Source organism: Bradyrhizobium sp. MI1.7 (assembly GCF_055811795.1).
The window spans coordinates 1-17,529 of record NZ_JBVVPO010000060.1 but is presented as its reverse complement, the minus strand read 5'-3'; the positions used below and the strand labels follow the sequence as shown (position 1 = coordinate 17,529).

At 60.3% G+C, this 17,529-nt stretch carries 13 protein-coding genes; 9 read left to right on the top strand and 4 right to left on the bottom strand.

Annotation, left to right across the window (positions count from 1 at the left end):
* The first annotated feature begins 2 nt into the window (after positions 1–2).
* The 6 genes from AC0L3X_RS36120 (at position 3) to AC0L3X_RS36095 (ending at position 7,767) form a co-directional block, all read left to right on the top strand.
* Complete coding sequence (locus AC0L3X_RS36120) at positions 3–728, top strand: SOS response-associated peptidase (protein ID WP_063981715.1); 726 nt, start codon at positions 3–5, stop codon at positions 726–728.
* Positions 729–1,044: 316 nt separating this feature from the next.
* Positions 1,045–2,241, top strand: coding sequence for an MFS transporter (locus tag AC0L3X_RS36115; RefSeq protein ID WP_063986161.1), 1,197 nt, complete (start codon positions 1,045–1,047; stop codon positions 2,239–2,241).
* A 2,277-nt stretch (positions 2,242–4,518) separates the two neighbouring features.
* Positions 4,519–5,136 carry a LabA-like NYN domain-containing protein gene (locus tag AC0L3X_RS36110; RefSeq protein ID WP_028160060.1) on the top strand — a complete coding sequence of 206 codons (618 nt, stop codon included), beginning with the start codon at positions 4,519–4,521 and terminating at the stop codon, positions 5,134–5,136.
* A 694-nt stretch (positions 5,137–5,830) separates the two neighbouring features.
* Entirely contained in the window at positions 5,831–6,715 is an 885-nt protein-coding gene (locus tag AC0L3X_RS36105) for a hypothetical protein (RefSeq protein ID WP_084795006.1), read from the top strand.
* Between the two features lie 219 nt (positions 6,716–6,934).
* The gene (locus tag AC0L3X_RS36100; RefSeq protein ID WP_063981714.1) at positions 6,935–7,291 is read left to right on the top strand and encodes a PRC-barrel domain-containing protein; all 357 of its coding nucleotides are present in this window, start codon (positions 6,935–6,937) and stop codon (positions 7,289–7,291) included.
* Between the two features lie 146 nt (positions 7,292–7,437).
* Entirely contained in the window at positions 7,438–7,767 is a 330-nt protein-coding gene (locus AC0L3X_RS36095; RefSeq protein ID WP_245328568.1) for a response regulator, read from the top strand.
* A gap of 92 nt (positions 7,768–7,859) precedes the next feature.
* On the opposite strand, the gene AC0L3X_RS36090 is transcribed toward AC0L3X_RS36095, so the two are convergent.
* Both AC0L3X_RS36090 and AC0L3X_RS36085 read right to left on the bottom strand, forming a co-directional pair.
* Positions 7,860–10,889 (bottom strand): response regulator, encoded by a 3,030-nt coding sequence (locus tag AC0L3X_RS36090; protein ID WP_256376498.1) that lies wholly within the window; start codon positions 10,887–10,889, stop codon positions 7,860–7,862.
* Between the two features lie 39 nt (positions 10,890–10,928).
* On the bottom strand, positions 10,929–11,438 hold the full coding sequence (locus AC0L3X_RS36085; RefSeq protein WP_473317223.1) for a PAS domain-containing protein: 510 nt from the start codon (positions 11,436–11,438) through the stop codon (positions 10,929–10,931).
* Positions 11,439–12,593: 1,155 nt separating this feature from the next.
* Between AC0L3X_RS36085 and AC0L3X_RS36080 the strand changes: the two genes are divergently transcribed.
* On the top strand, positions 12,594–12,929 hold the full coding sequence (locus AC0L3X_RS36080; protein ID WP_028160056.1) for a hypothetical protein: 336 nt from the start codon (positions 12,594–12,596) through the stop codon (positions 12,927–12,929).
* Here AC0L3X_RS36080 and AC0L3X_RS36075 read toward each other — a convergent pair.
* Positions 12,910–13,497, bottom strand: a complete 588-nt coding sequence (locus AC0L3X_RS36075) for a phosphatase PAP2 family protein (protein ID WP_063981710.1) — start codon at positions 13,495–13,497, stop codon at positions 12,910–12,912. The two genes, AC0L3X_RS36080 and AC0L3X_RS36075, sit on opposite strands and share 20 nt — an antisense overlap.
* Before the next feature lie 103 nt (positions 13,498–13,600).
* A complete protein-coding gene (locus tag AC0L3X_RS36070; RefSeq protein ID WP_187387967.1) occupies positions 13,601–14,491 on the bottom strand; it encodes an SDR family oxidoreductase in 891 nt (296 codons plus the stop codon).
* Positions 14,492–14,885: 394 nt separating this feature from the next.
* Between AC0L3X_RS36070 and AC0L3X_RS36065 the strand changes: the two genes are divergently transcribed.
* Positions 14,886–16,004, top strand: coding sequence for an NAD(P)/FAD-dependent oxidoreductase (locus tag AC0L3X_RS36065; protein ID WP_084795340.1), 1,119 nt, complete (start codon positions 14,886–14,888; stop codon positions 16,002–16,004).
* Between the two features lie 993 nt (positions 16,005–16,997).
* Positions 16,998–17,159, top strand: coding sequence for a DUF2934 domain-containing protein (locus AC0L3X_RS36060; RefSeq protein ID WP_084795003.1), 162 nt, complete (start codon positions 16,998–17,000; stop codon positions 17,157–17,159).
* The last annotated feature ends 370 nt before the right edge of the window (positions 17,160–17,529 follow it).

Genomic DNA, 17,529 nt, shown 5'->3' with positions numbered 1-17,529 from the left:
CTGTGTGCAATCTCTATTCGATGACCAAAAACGTAGATGCGATCCGCCGCTTGTTCGGGGCGCTGAACAGCCGCGTCGGAAACCTGCCGTCGATGACGGGCATCTTTCCGGACTACCCAGCGCCGATCGTTCGCAACGGGGCCGAGGGACGCGAGCTCGTCATGGCACGTTGGGGCATGCCTTCTTCGGCGCAGGCGCTCATGGATGCGACCAGGAAACGCGCAGAGAAACTTGAAGCCAAGGGCAAGACGGTAGACTTCAAGGAGCTGCTGCGGCTGGAGCCGGACAGTGGCACGACCAACATCCGCAACACCAGCAGCAAGCATTGGAAGCGATGGCTCGGGCCAGACAATCGCTGTCTGGTGCCGTTCACCAGCTTCAGCGAATACGACACCATCGACGGCGAGAAGGCGCCAGTGTGGTTTGCTCCGGATGAGAGCCGCCCGCTGCTCGCGTTCGGAGGCATCTGGACGAACTGGACTTCAGTGCGAAAGGTCAAGGAAGGCGAGACAACCAACGACCTCGATGGATTTCTCACCACCGAGCCAAACGCCGAGGTATACGCCGCCCACCCGAAAGCGATGCCCGTTGTTTTGACCACGCCGGGTGAAGTTGAGACTTGGATGAAGGCGCCTTGGGATGAAGCCAAAGAACTTCAGCGTCCGCTTGCAGACGGCGCGTTGCGAATCGTGGCACGTGGCGTGAAAGAAGATTTGGCCGCAATATAAAACTCGTCGGGGAACGTCCCAACGCCGGACCCAAGGCCGCCGCGCGGAAGCTCCTCGAGCTCGCCGCCATAAGCTAACCTCTCGCCGGGAAACGGACCGCGCATGGGAGGGTCCGCGCAGGTCCAGAGAGGCATGGCAGAGATCCAGAAATGAGCGCGAGGCATTAGCGAGGTGACGTCGTTGCACTCTAATCGCCAAGGTCGGCGGAACTAACATGATGGGCACAGGTTATTTTCCAGTCCGCTCCGGCCATCGGCGGGCCATGTCCGCTTGCGCGAGACTCTATTCGATCGGCAGCTTCACGCTCGGCCTCTCTATGATATCGCGCTCCCCTTCCCGCATCTGGCCCCTCTACGCCGTCAACTTTTTCATGGCCGACATGCAGTCGGGCATCGGGCCGTTCGTGGGCGTATTCCTGCAGGAGCGTGGTTGGGCCACCGGATTGATCGGCACCGCGATGACGATCGGCAATGTCGCGGGCATGCTGGTAACGACACCGATCGGCGGCTTCATCGATTCTAGCCGCAACAAGCGGCTGTGGGTCGTCATCCCCGGCATCTGTGTCGTTCTGGCATCCGCAATCATCCTGATCTCACAGAATTTCTGGGCGGTGACGTTCTCGCAGGTTGCGCAATCGCTGGCGAGTGCCGCGATTGTGCCGGCAGTAACCGGCATCACGCTCGGCATCGCTAATCAAAAAGGCTTTAATGCGCTGAACGGACGCAACCAGGCATTCAACCATGCCGGCAACATGGTCGGCGCGGCGCTGTCGGGCTATCTCGGTTACAAATTCGGCTACGTGACCGTGTTCGTACTCGCCGCGATTTTTGGCGCCATCGCGGTGGCTTGCGTATTGATGATCCCGGCCAAGGCGATCGACGATCGCGCCGCGCGCGGCGGCAAGGAGGACGATCCGGATAGCCCGCCGAGTGGTCTGTCCATCCTGTTCAAGCACAAGCCGCTGCTCGTGCTTGCGCTGGCGCTCGCAATCTTCCATCTCGGCAACGCCGCGATCGTCCCGCTCTATGGCCTTGCGGCCGTCGCAGAAGCACAGGCCGACGGTCCGAGCTTCGTAGCAATCACGGTGGTGATCGCGCAGGGCGTGATGATCGCGACATCGCTAGTCGGCATGCAAGTCGCGGGCAAGCGCAACTACTGGCCAGTGCTGCTGGTCTCTTTCACGATGCTGCCTGTTCGCGGCGTGCTCGCTTTCTTCGTCATGGGATGGTGGGGTGTTGTACCAATGCAGGTGCTCGACGGCATCGGGACCGGACTGCAGACTGTCGCTGTCCCGGGCATGGTCGCGCGCTCGCTCAACGGCAGTGGCCGCATCAATCTCGGCCAGGGAGCCGTGATCACCGTGCAGGGGATCGGCGCAAGCCTCAGTCCCGCACTCGGCGGCTGGATCGCGCAATGGATCGGCTACGGCCCGACCTTCCTGCTGCTCGGCTGCTTTGGGCTGGTGTCAGTCGCGCTGTGGCTGGTGTTTAGCCCGGCCGTCAAGAATTATTAGGGATTGTCATGACGAGGAGCGCGCGACGAAGCCGTCCAGACTGCCTAAGCGAAGGGCTTCTGAGCAAGTCGTGCCTGCGCATTAAATAGGTTTCCCGGTGTGACCTAGCTGACATTGCGCTGCGACCGAGCTGCGGTAGGTTGTTGATCACCGGGGATGGCTGCATATTTCACTTAGATCATTTCACCCGATTTTTTTCGAGAATGAGGTCGCAGCAGTCCCCCTGGTGCGGCCTTCGTTCTAGCACCCCAGCCGCCACACTATTTTCATTTTTTGTCGGAATCAAAATGGTGTCGTTGCTTCATTTTTGAGGACCGCATTCATGACAAAGGAAAATTGCTTAGTCGTTCACGCGGCTGGAAAACAGTTGGATTTGCTGCGCGGAGAAGCTGCTCGCATTGCGAAGGGCACCAAATTGGGTGGTGGACCGATCGCGCAGACATCGGCACTCGCTTCTGCTTTGAGGATGCAAAGGCGAAGGAAGCCTTTGCGTTGACCTGCGACAATTTCGGCATTCGGTACCAGGACGGCTAGCTTAAAAGATGCCTGCGTCGGCCCTACTTCAACGTAATGCTATCGACCCGCTGGCATGGTCGACACAAGTAAGCGTGTACTGCGGGCAGGCTAGCAATCTTCGGAAGTGTAGCGAGATACACCATCGGTCGCCTACATTCTTGGCAGATGAGGATAGGCGGATTGTCCTTGTTGCGGCGGCCCGTCATTTCCTCGCTCACTTCAGAGCGCGGCAACATAGTTCTGGATGACGCCGAGCACACCTCCGTTGAAATACCGAAGCCTATCGAAATTCGGCAAGTTCAACGTGAGGCCCTTCGCGCAAGACGGAGGACGTTCACGAGACGTAAAGCACGCGCGCTAACATCGCGGCGGCATTGTTCACAAGTGGACCATGCGTGGGAATGGATGCAGCCTACCCTCGCTGAGCGTCGGTTGGATTCGCCTCCGTTCCGAAGCTCAAGCGGCCTCAGCTATCCCCCTTCCAAAGCTGAGGTCGCTTGCTCCGTCCGAATTGCGACACCAGAACTTCGGACGAGAGTCGATCCACGCGGGAATTTAGGCGTTACTGCGGCTTTGCCGGCTGCTGGTTCTCGGGCCGGACCGTCTTGTTGCTGTCTGGCATTTTGTCTCGACCCTGATCTCCATTGTCGTCTTTGCCGCCAGAAGTGGACGTACCACTTCCGCTACTCGAACCAGGCGACATGCCAGTGGTGCCACGCGGGTCTCTGCTCGGCGCCGTCGAGCTGGCTGCCGGGTCACCATTGACCGCCCCACGTCCGCTTGGTGAGCCGGCGGGCTGCGCCGACGCAGCAGCAATCGAGACAGCCAAGCCGGTTGCTAATAGTAGGATTAGTTTCACCGCAAACTCCCAGGGTTGTCGCGCTTAACCCGCAGGAAGTCCGATCCGTTCCAAAGACCTAAGCCGGCGCAAGCTGAAGAGGGATCAATGACCGTCTTCGTCTACGTGAACACCGCCAAACAGGTCGGCGACGTCGACCAAATCAAGGTCTTCGCCAGTGTCGATGCCGCAGAAACGGTTCGAGGAGAATGACCCCTAAGGGGTGGCATTTGAGTACGACGTGATAGGGCTGCCGGCGTCGTTCGTTCTCGCAGACGCAAACACTCCCAGCGCTTACGCACCGGAAGCGTTTTTCCAATCAACGAATTGGTTCTTGCAAAGTAGATCCGTACGCGCCACGCCACACTGCGCGAGCCCTCTCATGAACGCCGCGATGGAGAGCCTTTTCCGAGAGTCCGAGAGCATCCAAGCGCAATCGGCCTTTGGCTATCTCAGGCCAGTTGAGTTCGGGCGCACGTTGGGAATTATCTCAACCGGGTATACGTCAACCGGAAGCGGCACATTGCTGGGTCTCCAATACGACGCGGTGAGGAGCAGCAAAAAAGTCGCTCGTGCAGCCATATACTGTGCCGCTGGTCGGCTGCGCTCAGTACCCTGCAGGACGATTTTACCCGCTTCGCCAGAAACACACCAGCGCCAGCCGCGACCGCGCCGTGTGATCGAACTATCAAAGACAGGAAAATCCACATCGCTCATGAGACGCATACTCCAAAAACGACCACCTAAAATAGCCACATTACTCAAGAATTTTAAATGGGCTAACTTCTTTGTGGCTAAGGAGTTCCTCCTCGCCATGCGATTGCTTGAAGCTTAAAGTATTTTTCGTGCGTCTCGAAGTCCTTCGTTCAATTGCTGGTCTCTCGGCGAAGACCTAAATCGGCTCTCTGGAAAGCCCGCAAGTCATGTCATCCGCGTCGACTAACAAGATTGCGCTTTTCATCGATGGCGCGAATCTTTACGCGACGGCGAAAGCCCTGGGCTTCGACGTCGATTACAAACGCCTGCTGGAGGAATTTCAGAGCCGCGGGAAACTGTTTCGGGCATTCTACTACACCGCAGTCATCGAGGATCAGGAGTTTTCCTCGATCCGTCCCCTGCTCGATTGGTTGGACTACAACGGGTTCACGGTCGTCACCAAGGCGACTAAAGAGTTTGTCGATGCATCCGGCCGCCGCAAGATCAAGGGCAACATGGATATCGAGCTCGCGGTGAACGCCATGGAGCTCGCCGAACACATCGACCAGATGGTGCTGTTCTCGGGCGATGGCGACTTCCGCTCTCTGGTCGAAGCCGTGCAGCGCCGCGGCGTGCGAGTCACGGTGATTTCCACTATCGCCAGCCAGCCGCCGATGATCGCCGACGAGCTGCGCCGCCAGGCCGACGTCTTTACGGATCTCGTCGAGCTGCAGCCGAAGCTTGGCCGCGTCCCATCCGAGCGCCCTGCCCCACGTGATCGCGAACCGCGGGGACACATGCCGAAACTCTTACAAGAGCCGAAAGGAAACGACCCTCCTGGCTAGTAAGGGTCGCCCGCATCGATGAATTTGCGGCAGAACCACTTCAATAGAACAGCATTACCGACATCCAAGCAGTCAGCGACGCGCATAAACCAATTCCGAGATACGGCAATGCCTGGCGCATCCCAGACGCGAAAATATGCTGCCAGCTTCGCATTCCTGCCGGCGACCGACGCCGAATCTGCGTCTGCATCGACCGGCGCGGAACAACTAGCGCCGAAGGCCAATTGAGGACCTGCCAAGCATCGCCGCCGATGCTGGCGGAGCAGCCCCGGTCTACTTGCCCCCAAGCCCCCCAACCGGGGCCGTCTCCCCGACCTTGAGAAACGGCATGTGAGGATTTTACAAGTACGGCATGACCAAGGGCGGAATGATGAAGCCTGACGCGTCCGGCCAGGGCGGCTCTGGTCCCGGCAGCGATCAGGCCGGCCCCAAAGCAACAGGAAGTAAGCCTGGCTCCTCCGGGGATTTGCTTCCCAGCCGCGTTGTCTTACCCCGCCAACGCGGCTGTTCTTTTACGACCGGAGTCGCGCGAGTGCGCCACCTGGCGGGAAACGTCTGGATCGAGGAACCCTTACGCACGCCTGGCATTGAAGTGGCGAAGAGGAGGACTTCGCATGAATGGAATCATCTATCTCGTTGGCCTGATCGTCATCGTCATGTTCATTTTGTCTCTACTCGGTCTCAGGTAGACGCCATGGCCATTGAACCAATCTCCGGGATCGCATCCGAAACAGCCACCGCATCCAACTTAACCAGGCTCTGGGGATTGCAGTGGACACCCATCGTCGTTGGAGCCTTCGTCGCTACGAGTTTGTCCCTGATACTGATCTCCTTTGGAACAGCGCTTGGACTGGGCATGGCCTCCGCTGCGCCGACCTGGAGAGATGCTTCCGTTGCGCTATGGCTGTTGTCGGGCGTCTACCTGATCTTTCAGTCCCTCATCAGTTTTGGCTGCGGCGGCTATTTTGCCGGGCGCGTGCGGCCACCTTACGCTTCCGCGACCGATGACATCGAGACGCGCGACGGACTGTATGGCGTTGCTGCCTGGGCGCTCGCGGTCTTAATCGGAGCTGTTCTGACCGCGCTGATAGCGGGTGCTGCAAACCGCCCGTCCGCAACGACTCAACCGCCGTCTGCTACCGAACCGTCGATCCTAAGTTACGAGCTTGATCATCTCTTCCGTGCGCCCCGGCGGCCGCCGAACGTTGATCTGACGGGTGAGCGTGCTGAAGCCGCGCGAATTCTAGCCACTGCTTCGAGTCACGGCGGCGTCCTCCCCGAGGATCGCACCTATCTTGTTCAGCAGGTCACTGCATTGACCGGGCTCGCAGCGACGGACGCCGAGAGGCGAGTTGATACGACGCTGGCAAATGCGAAGAGCGCGATCTCGAGGGCTCGTGCGGCAAGTATCATCATCGCCTTCTCGGCGGCTGCAGCGTTGCTGTTCGGAGCCGCGGCGGCTTGGGCTGGTGCAGAAGCTGGAGGCCGGCATCGCGATGGCGAGCCGATTTCCGAGTGGATGGCTCATTCCAATCGATGGCACAAAAGCCGCGTCGCGGATCCCCGGCCACTACCTTAACCTCATTTTTCCGCACAGGGTGACAGGCTGGAAATCCTGTGACCTTCCGCTGCGCCGGTTGTCGGGGGTGGTGAATTCATCGCGACGCGCGAAGTACGAGATCAGTTTTTGCCGCGTCGCTCGCTTTTCCATAGCTCTCCCGCCGAACCTTTAAAACGTAGGAACGATCGCCTCTCGATCGCAGTTGTCGTGCGTCAATGTTTCTAGGAGGAGACGACGATGGAAACGGAAAGGCGTGAAACAGGTACGCTGATCGGTAGCGACAAGGTCGAAGGCACAGCGGTCTATGGGTCCGACGCCATGAAGATCGGTTCGATTGAGCGCGTCATGATCGACAAGGTCAGCGGCCAAGTGTCGTACGCGGTTCTCGGCTTCGGTGGCTTCCTCGGCATCGGGGACGATCACTACCCCCTGCCCTGGCAATCGCTGAAGTACGACACAGGTCTTGGCGGCTACCGGACCAATCTTACCGCCGACAGGCTTCAGGGCGCGCCGAAGTACGGCAACGACAATGCCTGGGACTGGAACGACCCGGGACGCGCAAGAGCGGTGAACGACTACTATTCTGGGTTCTGACGGTTACCGGCAAGCCCGCTTGCGAGAGCGGGCCTGCCGCGCCGGTCAACGCGCCTGCTGTCGGCAGAAGCGCTCCACCCGTCAGTTGAAGGAGTCGCCAGTGCGATGCTCGTCGTCGAGGACGACGCCTCATACGCGAGCTCGTCGTGGAAACTTGGCGGGAGGAAGGATACGACTACGCGGCGCATGGCGCAGAGGCATTGGCGTGGTGCGGGCGGCAGGTTGTCGACGTTCTGATCACCGACGTCAGGTTGCCCGGCGGCATCGACGGATGGAAGATCTCCGAACATTCTCGAGAACACGACCCCGATCTACCCGTGATCTATGCGACCGGTTTCTCTCCCGTCACACCCCGTCTGGTGTCCGAAAGGCTAACACCGCAGAAGCCCTATCATGCGGACGACGTCGTCAGGGCCGTCAGCCGGGTTCTGCGGATCGAGCATAGGGGCCCTTGCAGTTCCATCGATGGCTCTTGATGAAGATCAACGTTCTTGCTAGGCCGAGAACCAGGCCGTCTGACGAGGCGTGCATGTCACTGCTGAAGCCGAGCCGCAAACGAACCGCTGCGTCAGCCGCGGTCCTTGAGCAAGTATAGGCCCGAGCGTTCCGACCCCACGAGTTGCGAGGCCGTCTGAAGCAACTGTTCCTGCGTAAAGGGCTTCGTCAGCACCATCGACCGAGCGAAGCTTTCCGGCAACGCCTGACGCCCATAACCCGTCACGAACACGAATGGGACATTCCGCCGAGTGAGCGCCGCAGCAATCTCGTCTACGGGTTCTCCCCGCAAATTGGCATCAAGCAGCACTCCGTCGAACGAACCTTCCTCGACCGCCCGAAGCGCGTCCTTCACCGAACCGATGGGACCCTCGACGTTCACACCGGCGCCTTCCAGACCAGCGACGATGTCGAGCGCAATCAGGGGCTCGTCCTCGACGATCAGGAATCGCTTGCCTTTGAGCGGTTCGGCTGGTGCGGCCTGACGCATGCTGCGTGGACGACTTGACGATGTGGACCGGCCGCGCTCTTCCGGCGCAATCGATTTTTCCGCGCTGAGAGGCAGCGTGATCTCCCAGCGTAAGCCCTCCGCCTCCGCGGACACGTGAGAGCTTCCACCCTCGCTCTTCGCGGTCTGTTCGATGAGGTTGGTTCCGAAGCCGCGTTTGAGGGGCGATTTGACCGGCGGCCCACCTCGCTCGCGCCATTCCAGCCGCAGCTTGTCGTCGTTCACCGCCCAGCCCACGTACACAGTACCCTCGGGCTTCGACAGGGCGCCGTACTTGACCGAGTTGGTGCCGAGTTCGTGCAGCATCAGTGCCACGTGCAACGCGACCTGCGGCCCAAGCCGTACCGGGGGACCAGAAGCTACCACACGAGAAGCATCGTGCGCAGCAAGCTGATCGCGCAGAATGTCGAGGAGATCCGCGTGCTGCCAGCCGGACTGACTGAGGAGCCCGTGCATACTCGAAAGCGATTGAATGCGGCCGCCGAAACTCACCGCGAACTCGGCCGGGTCCTTCGCGCGCCGGAGCGTCTGCTGGGCGATCGCCTGGACGACCGCGAGCATGTTCTTCACGCGGTGGCTGAGTTCGCTGACCAGAAGGCGCTGCGTCTCGTCGTGCCGCCTTCGCTCGCTGACGTCGCGCGCGGATCCGAACCATTCGACGATCTCGCCGTCCTCGTCGAACACCGGAACGGCTCGCGAGTGCACCCAGCCCAACGTACCGTCGATCTGCTTGACCTGATGCTCGAACTCGAACGGTGTCTTGGTCCGGATCGCCTCGTCGATGGCCGACAAGACCTGCGGCTGATCGTCCGGATGAATGTACGTTTCGAGCCAGGTCTTGCTCGGGCTCTCCGTATCGCGGACGGAGTCCTTGCCCTGGAGGTTGCGCATCTCGCTCCAGTCTGGACTCATGCGATAGACAATGTCCGAGGTCGCGGTGACGAAGGCGCGGTACCGTTCTTCGCTTTGACGAAGGCTTTCCATCACCTCGCCACGCACGCTTGCGATCTTCAGATGCGCGTCTACGCGCGCCAGCAGTTCTCGCGCAGTGAACGGCTTCACAATATAGTCGTCCGCGCCGGCACGGAGGGCCTCGACCTTGGTCTGCTCGCCCGCACGCGCTGAAAGCAGGATCACTGGCAGTGACCTGGTGCGGGGGTCTGCGCGTAGCCGCGTCAGCAATTCCATCCCGCCAATCCGCGGCATCATCACGTCACTGAGCAGGAGATCGGGCAGTTTTCGGGAGATTGCTTCCAAGGCCGCCTCACCGTCCGGCACCGCGTGGACGCGGTAATGCTCGCCGAGAATGCGCGTCAGATATTCGCGCATGTCGGCGTTGTCGTCCGCCAGCAAAACGAGCGGCCGTTGCGCTTGAGGCGCAGCAGCCTGTTCCACGGGCAACGCGACCTCGATGATCTCGTTAGGCACGGCCGAGGTATCGGGAAGCCAGCGCAGCGCCTCTTCAACGAACGGCCTCGCGCTCAGGCCCGTCGAGGCTTGCGTGCGGACGCCGCCGATCTGCCGTTGTGGCAAATGAGCGGTGCCGTTGGGTATCGTCACCCGGAATGTCGAGCCTTTGCCAAGTTCGCTTTCGGCGGTGACCTCGCCGCCGTGTAGCCTCGCAAGCTCCTGCACAAGCGCAAGCCCGATGCCAGAACCTTCGTAGGTCCTGCCCCTCGCACCCTCCACGCGGTGGAAGCGCTCGAACAGCCGAGGCAGCTCAGCGGTCGAAATGCCGGTGCCGGTATCGGCGACGACGAGCTCGAACTGCTCGTCTGCCTGTCGCAGGGACACCTCGATCGTACCTTCGAATGTGAACTTGAAGGCATTGGACAGGAGATTGAGGACGATCTTCTCCCACATTTCCCGGTCGACGAAGGCGGTGTCCGAAAGCGGCGGGCAATCGACGACCAGTGTCAGACCAGCCTTCTCGATCGCCGAGCGGAATTCGCTGGCAAGATGCGCCGTCATCTCGGCGAGATCGGTCGCCTCATAGACGGCCTGCACGCGCTCCGCCTCAATCCGCGAGAAGTCGAGCAACGTGTTGACAAGTTTGAGCAGGCGCAAGCCGTTGCGGTGGACCAGGTCCATCTGATCGAAGTACGCGGCCGGAATCGTCGCTCCACCAGACTCGCGATTCATCTCTTCGAGCGACCCAAGCATCAAGGTCAACGGCGTGCGGAATTCATGGCTGATGTTGGAGAAGAACCGCGTCTTGCCGCGGTCGATCTCGGCGAGCGCCTCGGCTCGCCGGCGTTCGGCCTCCAACTCCCGCTGGTTCTGTTCGGCCCTGACCCGTTCCGTGACGTCCATGCCCGTCGGCACGACGACGACCACGCGGCCGGACGCGTCCCGCACCGGCATGCAGGCGAAGTCAACGATGTGCTCCGAACCGTCACCCCAAAAATACAGCGACTCGCCGCGGAACGGCTCGCCGGCTATAGCCTGCTCGACGGCGTGACGGACCCACGCCATCACCTCCTGCGACCGATTCCACCAACCGCACTCCCAGAACGGGCGGTCGAGGACGTCCGCACGCTGGAAGCCGCAAACCTCGAGGGCCGACCGATTGATGTCGAGGACCGTCCCGTCCAGGCGGAGGCGCGCGGCGAACAGGCCCTGGTCGTAGACTGCCTAGAACTGCTCGGTAACCTCCCGCAGTTGACAGTTGGCCTCCTGCAGCTCTTGCGCCCGCAGCATGACTTCGAGCCGCATGGTCTCGTCTGCAAGCGCGGCCACGCGGTCGCCCCGGGTGATGTCGGTGACGTCTTCGACCCGGTGCATGATGTATTGAGCCCGCCCGTCCGGTCCGATCACCGGAGAGTTCAGGGGCGACCAGTGCCGTTGCTCAAAGTCGCCGCCCGGTCCGCGGACGTCGTACCTCTGTACGGCCATCGTATCTGGTCGACCCCCGGCAAGGACTCTTTTGAGGGACGCGCGGAGGTTCGTGATTCCGGTCGCAGACGGATCTTCGGGGTTGTCCGGGAAGACTTCGAACAGAGGGCGACCTATGATCGCATCGCGTTCCGTGTGAGTGGCCCGAAGGTAGGCATCGCTGGCGTCCAGGATGGGGAAAGTCTCGTCGGCGCCGAGGACAAGGAATAGCGCGGGAGAGCTTTCGAAGATTTTGCGATAATCCACCATGACCAGCCGCGCCCCGTTTCAGAGTACCGAGCGATACCCGAAAAAAGAAACCTACCGGCGAAGCATACAATCCTACCGGTGATGCTAAAACTGAGAGATAACCGATTGTCTGGATTCAGGTTCCTTCGGGCCTGTTGGACGGGCAGCCCGATGCGGCCGTCACTGGCGCCGATCTTCGGCGCGCAAAACTCGGTTTTCGTGGCATCAAGCGGAAAAAAGACAGGCCATACCCGGCACCCGCGTGCCCCACGACTGCTGAAGATGCGCAAGGTCCGCGAAACGTGCCCACCTCCGGGCGCTGTCTCCTCCAACGGCTGTAACTTATGGCCGCGAGGCCCTCAATGTATCGGCACAAAGTGTAATAGCGAAACACTGAGGTTCTGCTTGTCTGGAGCGCGCCACGCCGATCTTTCTCAGCCCCAAGCTTCCTAGATTGGCGAGGACATGCAGGGTCCCCGTGCGGTCTTTGACCTCGCCGGGCCGGTGGTCGCGAGATAGTCCTAGACGATGGACGGAGCGGCAGACCGGCAACGGCGTTTGGAGTTGGGTCGCTGGTGAACAGAGCATGGTCCGGCGCGTGAACTTGCCACCATGGTGAGCGGCTCATTCGATGATCTCAGCCAATTCTGCCACCAGACGTATCTGATCAGTTCGTTGGTGGCTCTCGCGAAGGCGTGTGGCGCCTGGCGTGGAGCCCAGGCTTTAGCACAGGGCGAGGCAGCGAGCGTACGCCGGGTCCCGCTCTCCGATATTGGGCAGGAAACGGCCCGTTAACCCCCAAAGCCCATCATTATCCCGACTAGCGCATAGTCGATATCAACGAACTCCCACTGGAGTCGTCGCTGAACTCAACCCGGCGACGGCATTTTTGTTGGACCGATGGACTATCGAGCTTTCACAAACGACAGCATCACGATGATGTATGAAAGTGTTCGCGGCGCTCTCGCGTCGGACGATTCTCAGAAGGCTGCCGGAGAGAAACCGCGCTTCCAAGTTCGCGAAACGTCTAATTGGCGGGAGCATGCCGCCAATCTAGAGACCGAAATGCTTCGTCGGGGCATGTTCTTCGAGATTATTGATTGGTCCGAAGATCAGGGGCGATTGCCTCTCTAGTTCTGCTTTACGGAACTTTAATAGGACGTTGCCAACGTTGAGATGATTGCAAATCGTCGCGGAAAGCCTGAATGCGATTCTCCGGAAACGCGAAAGGCCATCCTCGATATCGTTTCGGACGATCATCGCAATCCGCTGGTCGAATTCGCCGCCAGGAATTCCACGGCCAAGGTCAGCCTGGAGAATAACAAGCCGCTCTACCTTCTCGGCGAGAAGATCGTGACGACCTCCAGGAGCAATCAGAAGCACACCTTGCAATGCAGCGGCGCGATTTCAGTCACGGTGGGTGATGTGAAGGCCTCGAAAGAGATCGAGTTTTCCGTGCAGAAGGCGACAGACGGCAAGCTCTCAGTATCAATCACGCCCTTTCAATTCTAGGGCGTCGCGGGTCGCGGCGACGTCCCGCCAATGTCCAAGGCCGCAAGAGTCGTTCGACCGCGGCGCCAAGCGCAAAACCGGCAACGACGTCGCTTGCCCAATGCGCAAGCAGCGAGATCCGCGTCAGCGAAAGTGCGACCGTGATAGCACGCACGGTGCGACGCCGCGCTGGCGGCAGCAGACCCGCTGCGGACGCCAGTGCACCCATGTGGACGGCATGACCGGATGGAAAGGCATCGCGTGCCCGCCCGGAGACGGGAACGCCATGCCGGTGACCGACGATTGTCAGCCGATCAGGTCTGGTCTGGTCGAACGCGGATTTGAGGATATGCGGTAGGACGGCCGTCACGAGTGAGGCCGTCAGAATGTGATTTGCGAGTCGGGCCTGCTGCGGCTTGCGGAGCTGGACATAAAGCCAGCCTGCCGCCGCCAGTGCGAGCAGCACATGCTCGTCCGCGCCCCAAGTGAGGGCCTTGGAAGCGTCCTCGACCTCGTAGTCGGTGTGAGCCGCGATCTCATCGGCGATCGCGACATCGATCCGTGTAGGTTTGACTGTTACGAGCGCCATCGGTCCAGGCAGGGGTCCAAAGCTGGCGACATGTTCTCCATGACAGTTTTGTAAAACTCAGGACCGATGATGGTTCCTGAGCTCAATCGTCTGCCTTCAGCGATTACGGCTGTCCTGATCCGCCTGCCGAGCCATAAACCTGCCCGGTCGCATAACTCGCATCCGCTGCGGCGAGCTGCACATAGATCGAGGCGAGCTCAGCGGGCTGGCCTGGGCGGCCGAGCGGCGTCATGCCGCCGAACTTCTCGAGCTTCTCCATCGTAGCGCCGCCCGAAACCTGGAGCGGCGTCCAGATCGGCCCCGGCGCAACGCCGTTGACCCGAATGCCCTTCGAGGCGAGCTGCTTCGCCAGCGACTTCACGTAGTTCATGGTCGCCGCCTTGGTCTGTGCGTAATCGTAGAGATCGGGTGAGGGATCGTAAGCCTGCTCGGACGTCGTGCCGATGATGCAAGAGCCGGGCTTCAGATGCGGCAGTGCTGCCTTGATGATCCAGAACGGTGCGTAGATGTTGGTTTTCATGGTCGCGTCGAAATCCTCCGACGAGACGTCGAGGATGGAGGTGCGCGTCTGTTGACGAGCGGCGTTGTTGACGATGATGTCGAGACCGCCGAGGCCCTGCATAGCCTGCTCGACCAGCTTCTTGCAGAAGGCTTCCTCCTTGAGGTCGCCGGGAAGCGCAAGGCCGGTACGGCCTTCCTTCTTGATCAGGGCGATGACCTCCTGTGCGTCGGGCTCTTCCGCGGGCAGATAGTTGATGGCGACATCGGCGCCTTCGCGTGCATATGCGATCGCGGCCGCGCGGCCCATGCCGGAATCGCCGCCTGTGATCAGCGCCTTGCGGCCGGCGAGCCGCCCGGAGCCCTTGTAGCTTGTCTCGCCGTGATCGGGACGCGGTTCCATCTTGCCGGCGAGGCCGGGCCAGGGCTGTGACTGCTTCTTGAATGGTGGCTTCGGATAGCGGGTGACGGGATCGACCAGGTCCTGCTCGGCCATATCAGTGTTTCCTTTCGCTGTTGAAGATGCCAGCGAAGCCGCAGCGAGCGTCGCGCTCGCCGCGCGGACGATTTGCCGGCGGGATACTGAAGTCTTGTCTCGATGTGCCATGAAGGGCTCCGCAACTTTGCAGTCTCAACCAGCGGAGCGGAGTATCGTTGCTAAACGAGGGCGCCGGATCCCATTTGAGATCCACAATCCCTCAGCTGCGCCGTCACGTAGGGAACGCCACAACCTTTGATGAGTTGCCCTTACGGTGCCCGAGCGTTTGTGGGAGCGTCTTATCTTTAGAGATGACAACATCGAACAGGACGACCTGCGAAGCCCATATTCGCCGTGGGCCAATCTACCACCCCCGAACATCAAGCCTGTGACCGAGAGTTTCCGCTGCGATGTGCTGATCGTTGGCGCCGGCATCACCGCCGCTCTGGTCGCCGAACGCCTGACCCGGCAGGGCCGGCAAGTGGTGGTGATCGATCGTGAGCTGCCGAGCCTCGGTAGCACGGTCGCAAGCACGGCGATGCTGCTGTGGGAAATCGACCGTCCGCTTCTCGAACTCACGCAGCTCTACGGTTTTGAAAAAGCAGTTCGCTGCTATCGCGCGAGCCACGGTGCAACGCGGGCATTGATGTCGCTCGTCGCGCATCATGGAATTCCCTGCGAAATGCGGCCGCGTCTTTCGCTCTATCTTGCCGTGGGCGATAGTCCAAAACTCATCAACGACGAGTATGCAGTCAGGTCCCGCGCCGATTTGCCGTCACATTTGCTCGACTATGCCGGATTACTGCAGCGTTTCACGGTCGGCCGGGCTGCCGCGATCCTGTCAAGCGATGCGGCCGACGCCGATCCCGTGCGACTGACGCGCGGCCTGCTCGGCATTTCTGTCAAGCGCGGCGCTCGTCTGCTCAAAGCCGATGCGATTGCGTTTGACAGCGCCGGATCGGGCGTAACTGTCGGTCTTGAGGGCGGACTGTCGGTTGAGGCGCGCGACGTGGTGCTTGCGACCGGTTATGTGATGCCGGACATTGTGCGACCCAGAGCCCAAAAACCAGCGTCCAGTTGGGCGATCGCAACGGTCCCGCAGCCACACAATCTCTGGCCTGAGCAAGCACTGATCTGGGAGGCGTCTCAGAACTATCATTATGCGCGTACGACAACGGACGGTCGAATCATCGTGGGTGGTGAGGATGATGACACTCTCATTCAGCCAGACGCCCGCGATGCAGCGACGCCGGACAAGGTGAAGGCGCTCAGGGCATATCTGAAAGCGCTTTGGCCGCAGGCATCCGGCGATGTGGCCTTCAAATGGTCGGGCGCCTTCGATACCACCAGTGACGGGCTACCCCTGATTGGGAGAGTTCCTGGTTACAGGAATGTCTTTGCTGCTTTCGGCTACGGCGGGAATGGCATCACATTCAGCTTTCTCGCGGCAGAGCTGATCGCCAGCCTGCTTTCGGGAGGCACTTCACTCCTACTTGATGATTTTGCGATCGACCGTGACATCGTCGGCTGAAGAATAGAGCTGGGCGTGAGGACAGGCCGGCTGCACCGCATTCACGCAAGCGATGGGCCATAAGGTGATGTAGCAGGATGGTGAGCACGAAAGAGGCCGCCAACTGAGGCGGCCTTACTCACTCTTGAATTCCGCAATCTTTCGATCTTGACACCATAGTTCTACGTCGCACCCGTCAGCTAAGGATCTGGCGCGCTTCCTGGCTTCGATTTCGTCCTCGCACATTAGATCGATGCGAAGCTCGATATGTCCGTCGAGGCCCATAATATATGCGCGGTACTCTTGTTTCTGCTGCCCGTCCAATGCTTGAAGCCCGTATTTTGAGTTACTGCGTGTTCCGTTCATGCATACACTCGCGTTTGCAAATCGTTCGATGAGTCGAATTCATTGATCTATTCCTCGGTTGGCCTGAGACGGCCTTATTCCTCCGGGGGTTGTAGGCCCGGCGACGTTAGCCACCCGTCTATATGAGAAGCGGTTTCGTGCTGCCGCAGTTTGCGTTCTAGGAGATCACGCCGCGGTCCTGGCGGCGTGTTTTCCAATTCCGCTATGATGCGGGTTCTTTCCACGTTCAGATTGTCGTCAATGTGGGATTGTGGGCGTCGTCCCATGGCACTCTCCTTTCCCTGCGTGAATTGGGCGGGAGCGCAACCGGCGTTCTCATCACCGATCAAAGCACGGTGCCAAGCGGTGAAGGAACCAGTGTGCACCCGGAACCAGAGTGACGCCAGAACAATAGTAGCCCAGCAAACGTCTGCCGGGGTCAGAAGCCGACTTCGGGCCATCGGCCGGGATACGGCTGATATGGGCCTTGGCGGATGATCCGGCCGACAAGGCACGTGGCGAGACGAGGAAGATCGGGCGGCGGCATACCTGAAGACAAGGAACGACTCTCCGAAGCTCGAATTGGCTCTTTAGGATGAACTTGGCCCGGCGGTCCTGCCCTTTGTGCCTCCTGTCCAAAGCAGGACCTGCGCTCTGGGAGATTTCGTGATGGCCCACCCAACCGAGGAGCAGATACGGAAACGCGCGTTTGAGCTGTGGGAGCAGGCGGGCAACCCCGAAGGACGCCAAGACGAGTTCTGGGACCAAGCGCAGAAGGAACTACAGGGCGCAGAAGAGCGTGGTGACCCCAACAAGGGGGCCGACATTTAATTCCGCTGTCGCCCTACTTTGGCAGCGCTCCAATCTTAGTTCACCGTGCTCTGCCGTTAGCCAAGCGGGAGCATGCTCCGACCATGCGCTGAGGTGGGTTACTCGAACGTACGCGCGTCGCATTTATTCGCCGCCACCCCCGTCTCGCGCAAATGTCCGAGTTGGGTCATAAGCCGACCTCACGCCAACGGTCCCAAAAACGTCAGCTTAGGGCCAACAGGGGAAGCAGCGCGGCTTGGCCGTTCACTGAACAAGCGCGTCCTGATAGCGTCCGGTGCGGCCAAAGCCTGGAATGTCAATCGGCCTGTAAATTTGACCCCTCATCGGCGTCCAATTTTGACCCCTTCGTGCGCCGCGGTTTGACGGTAGC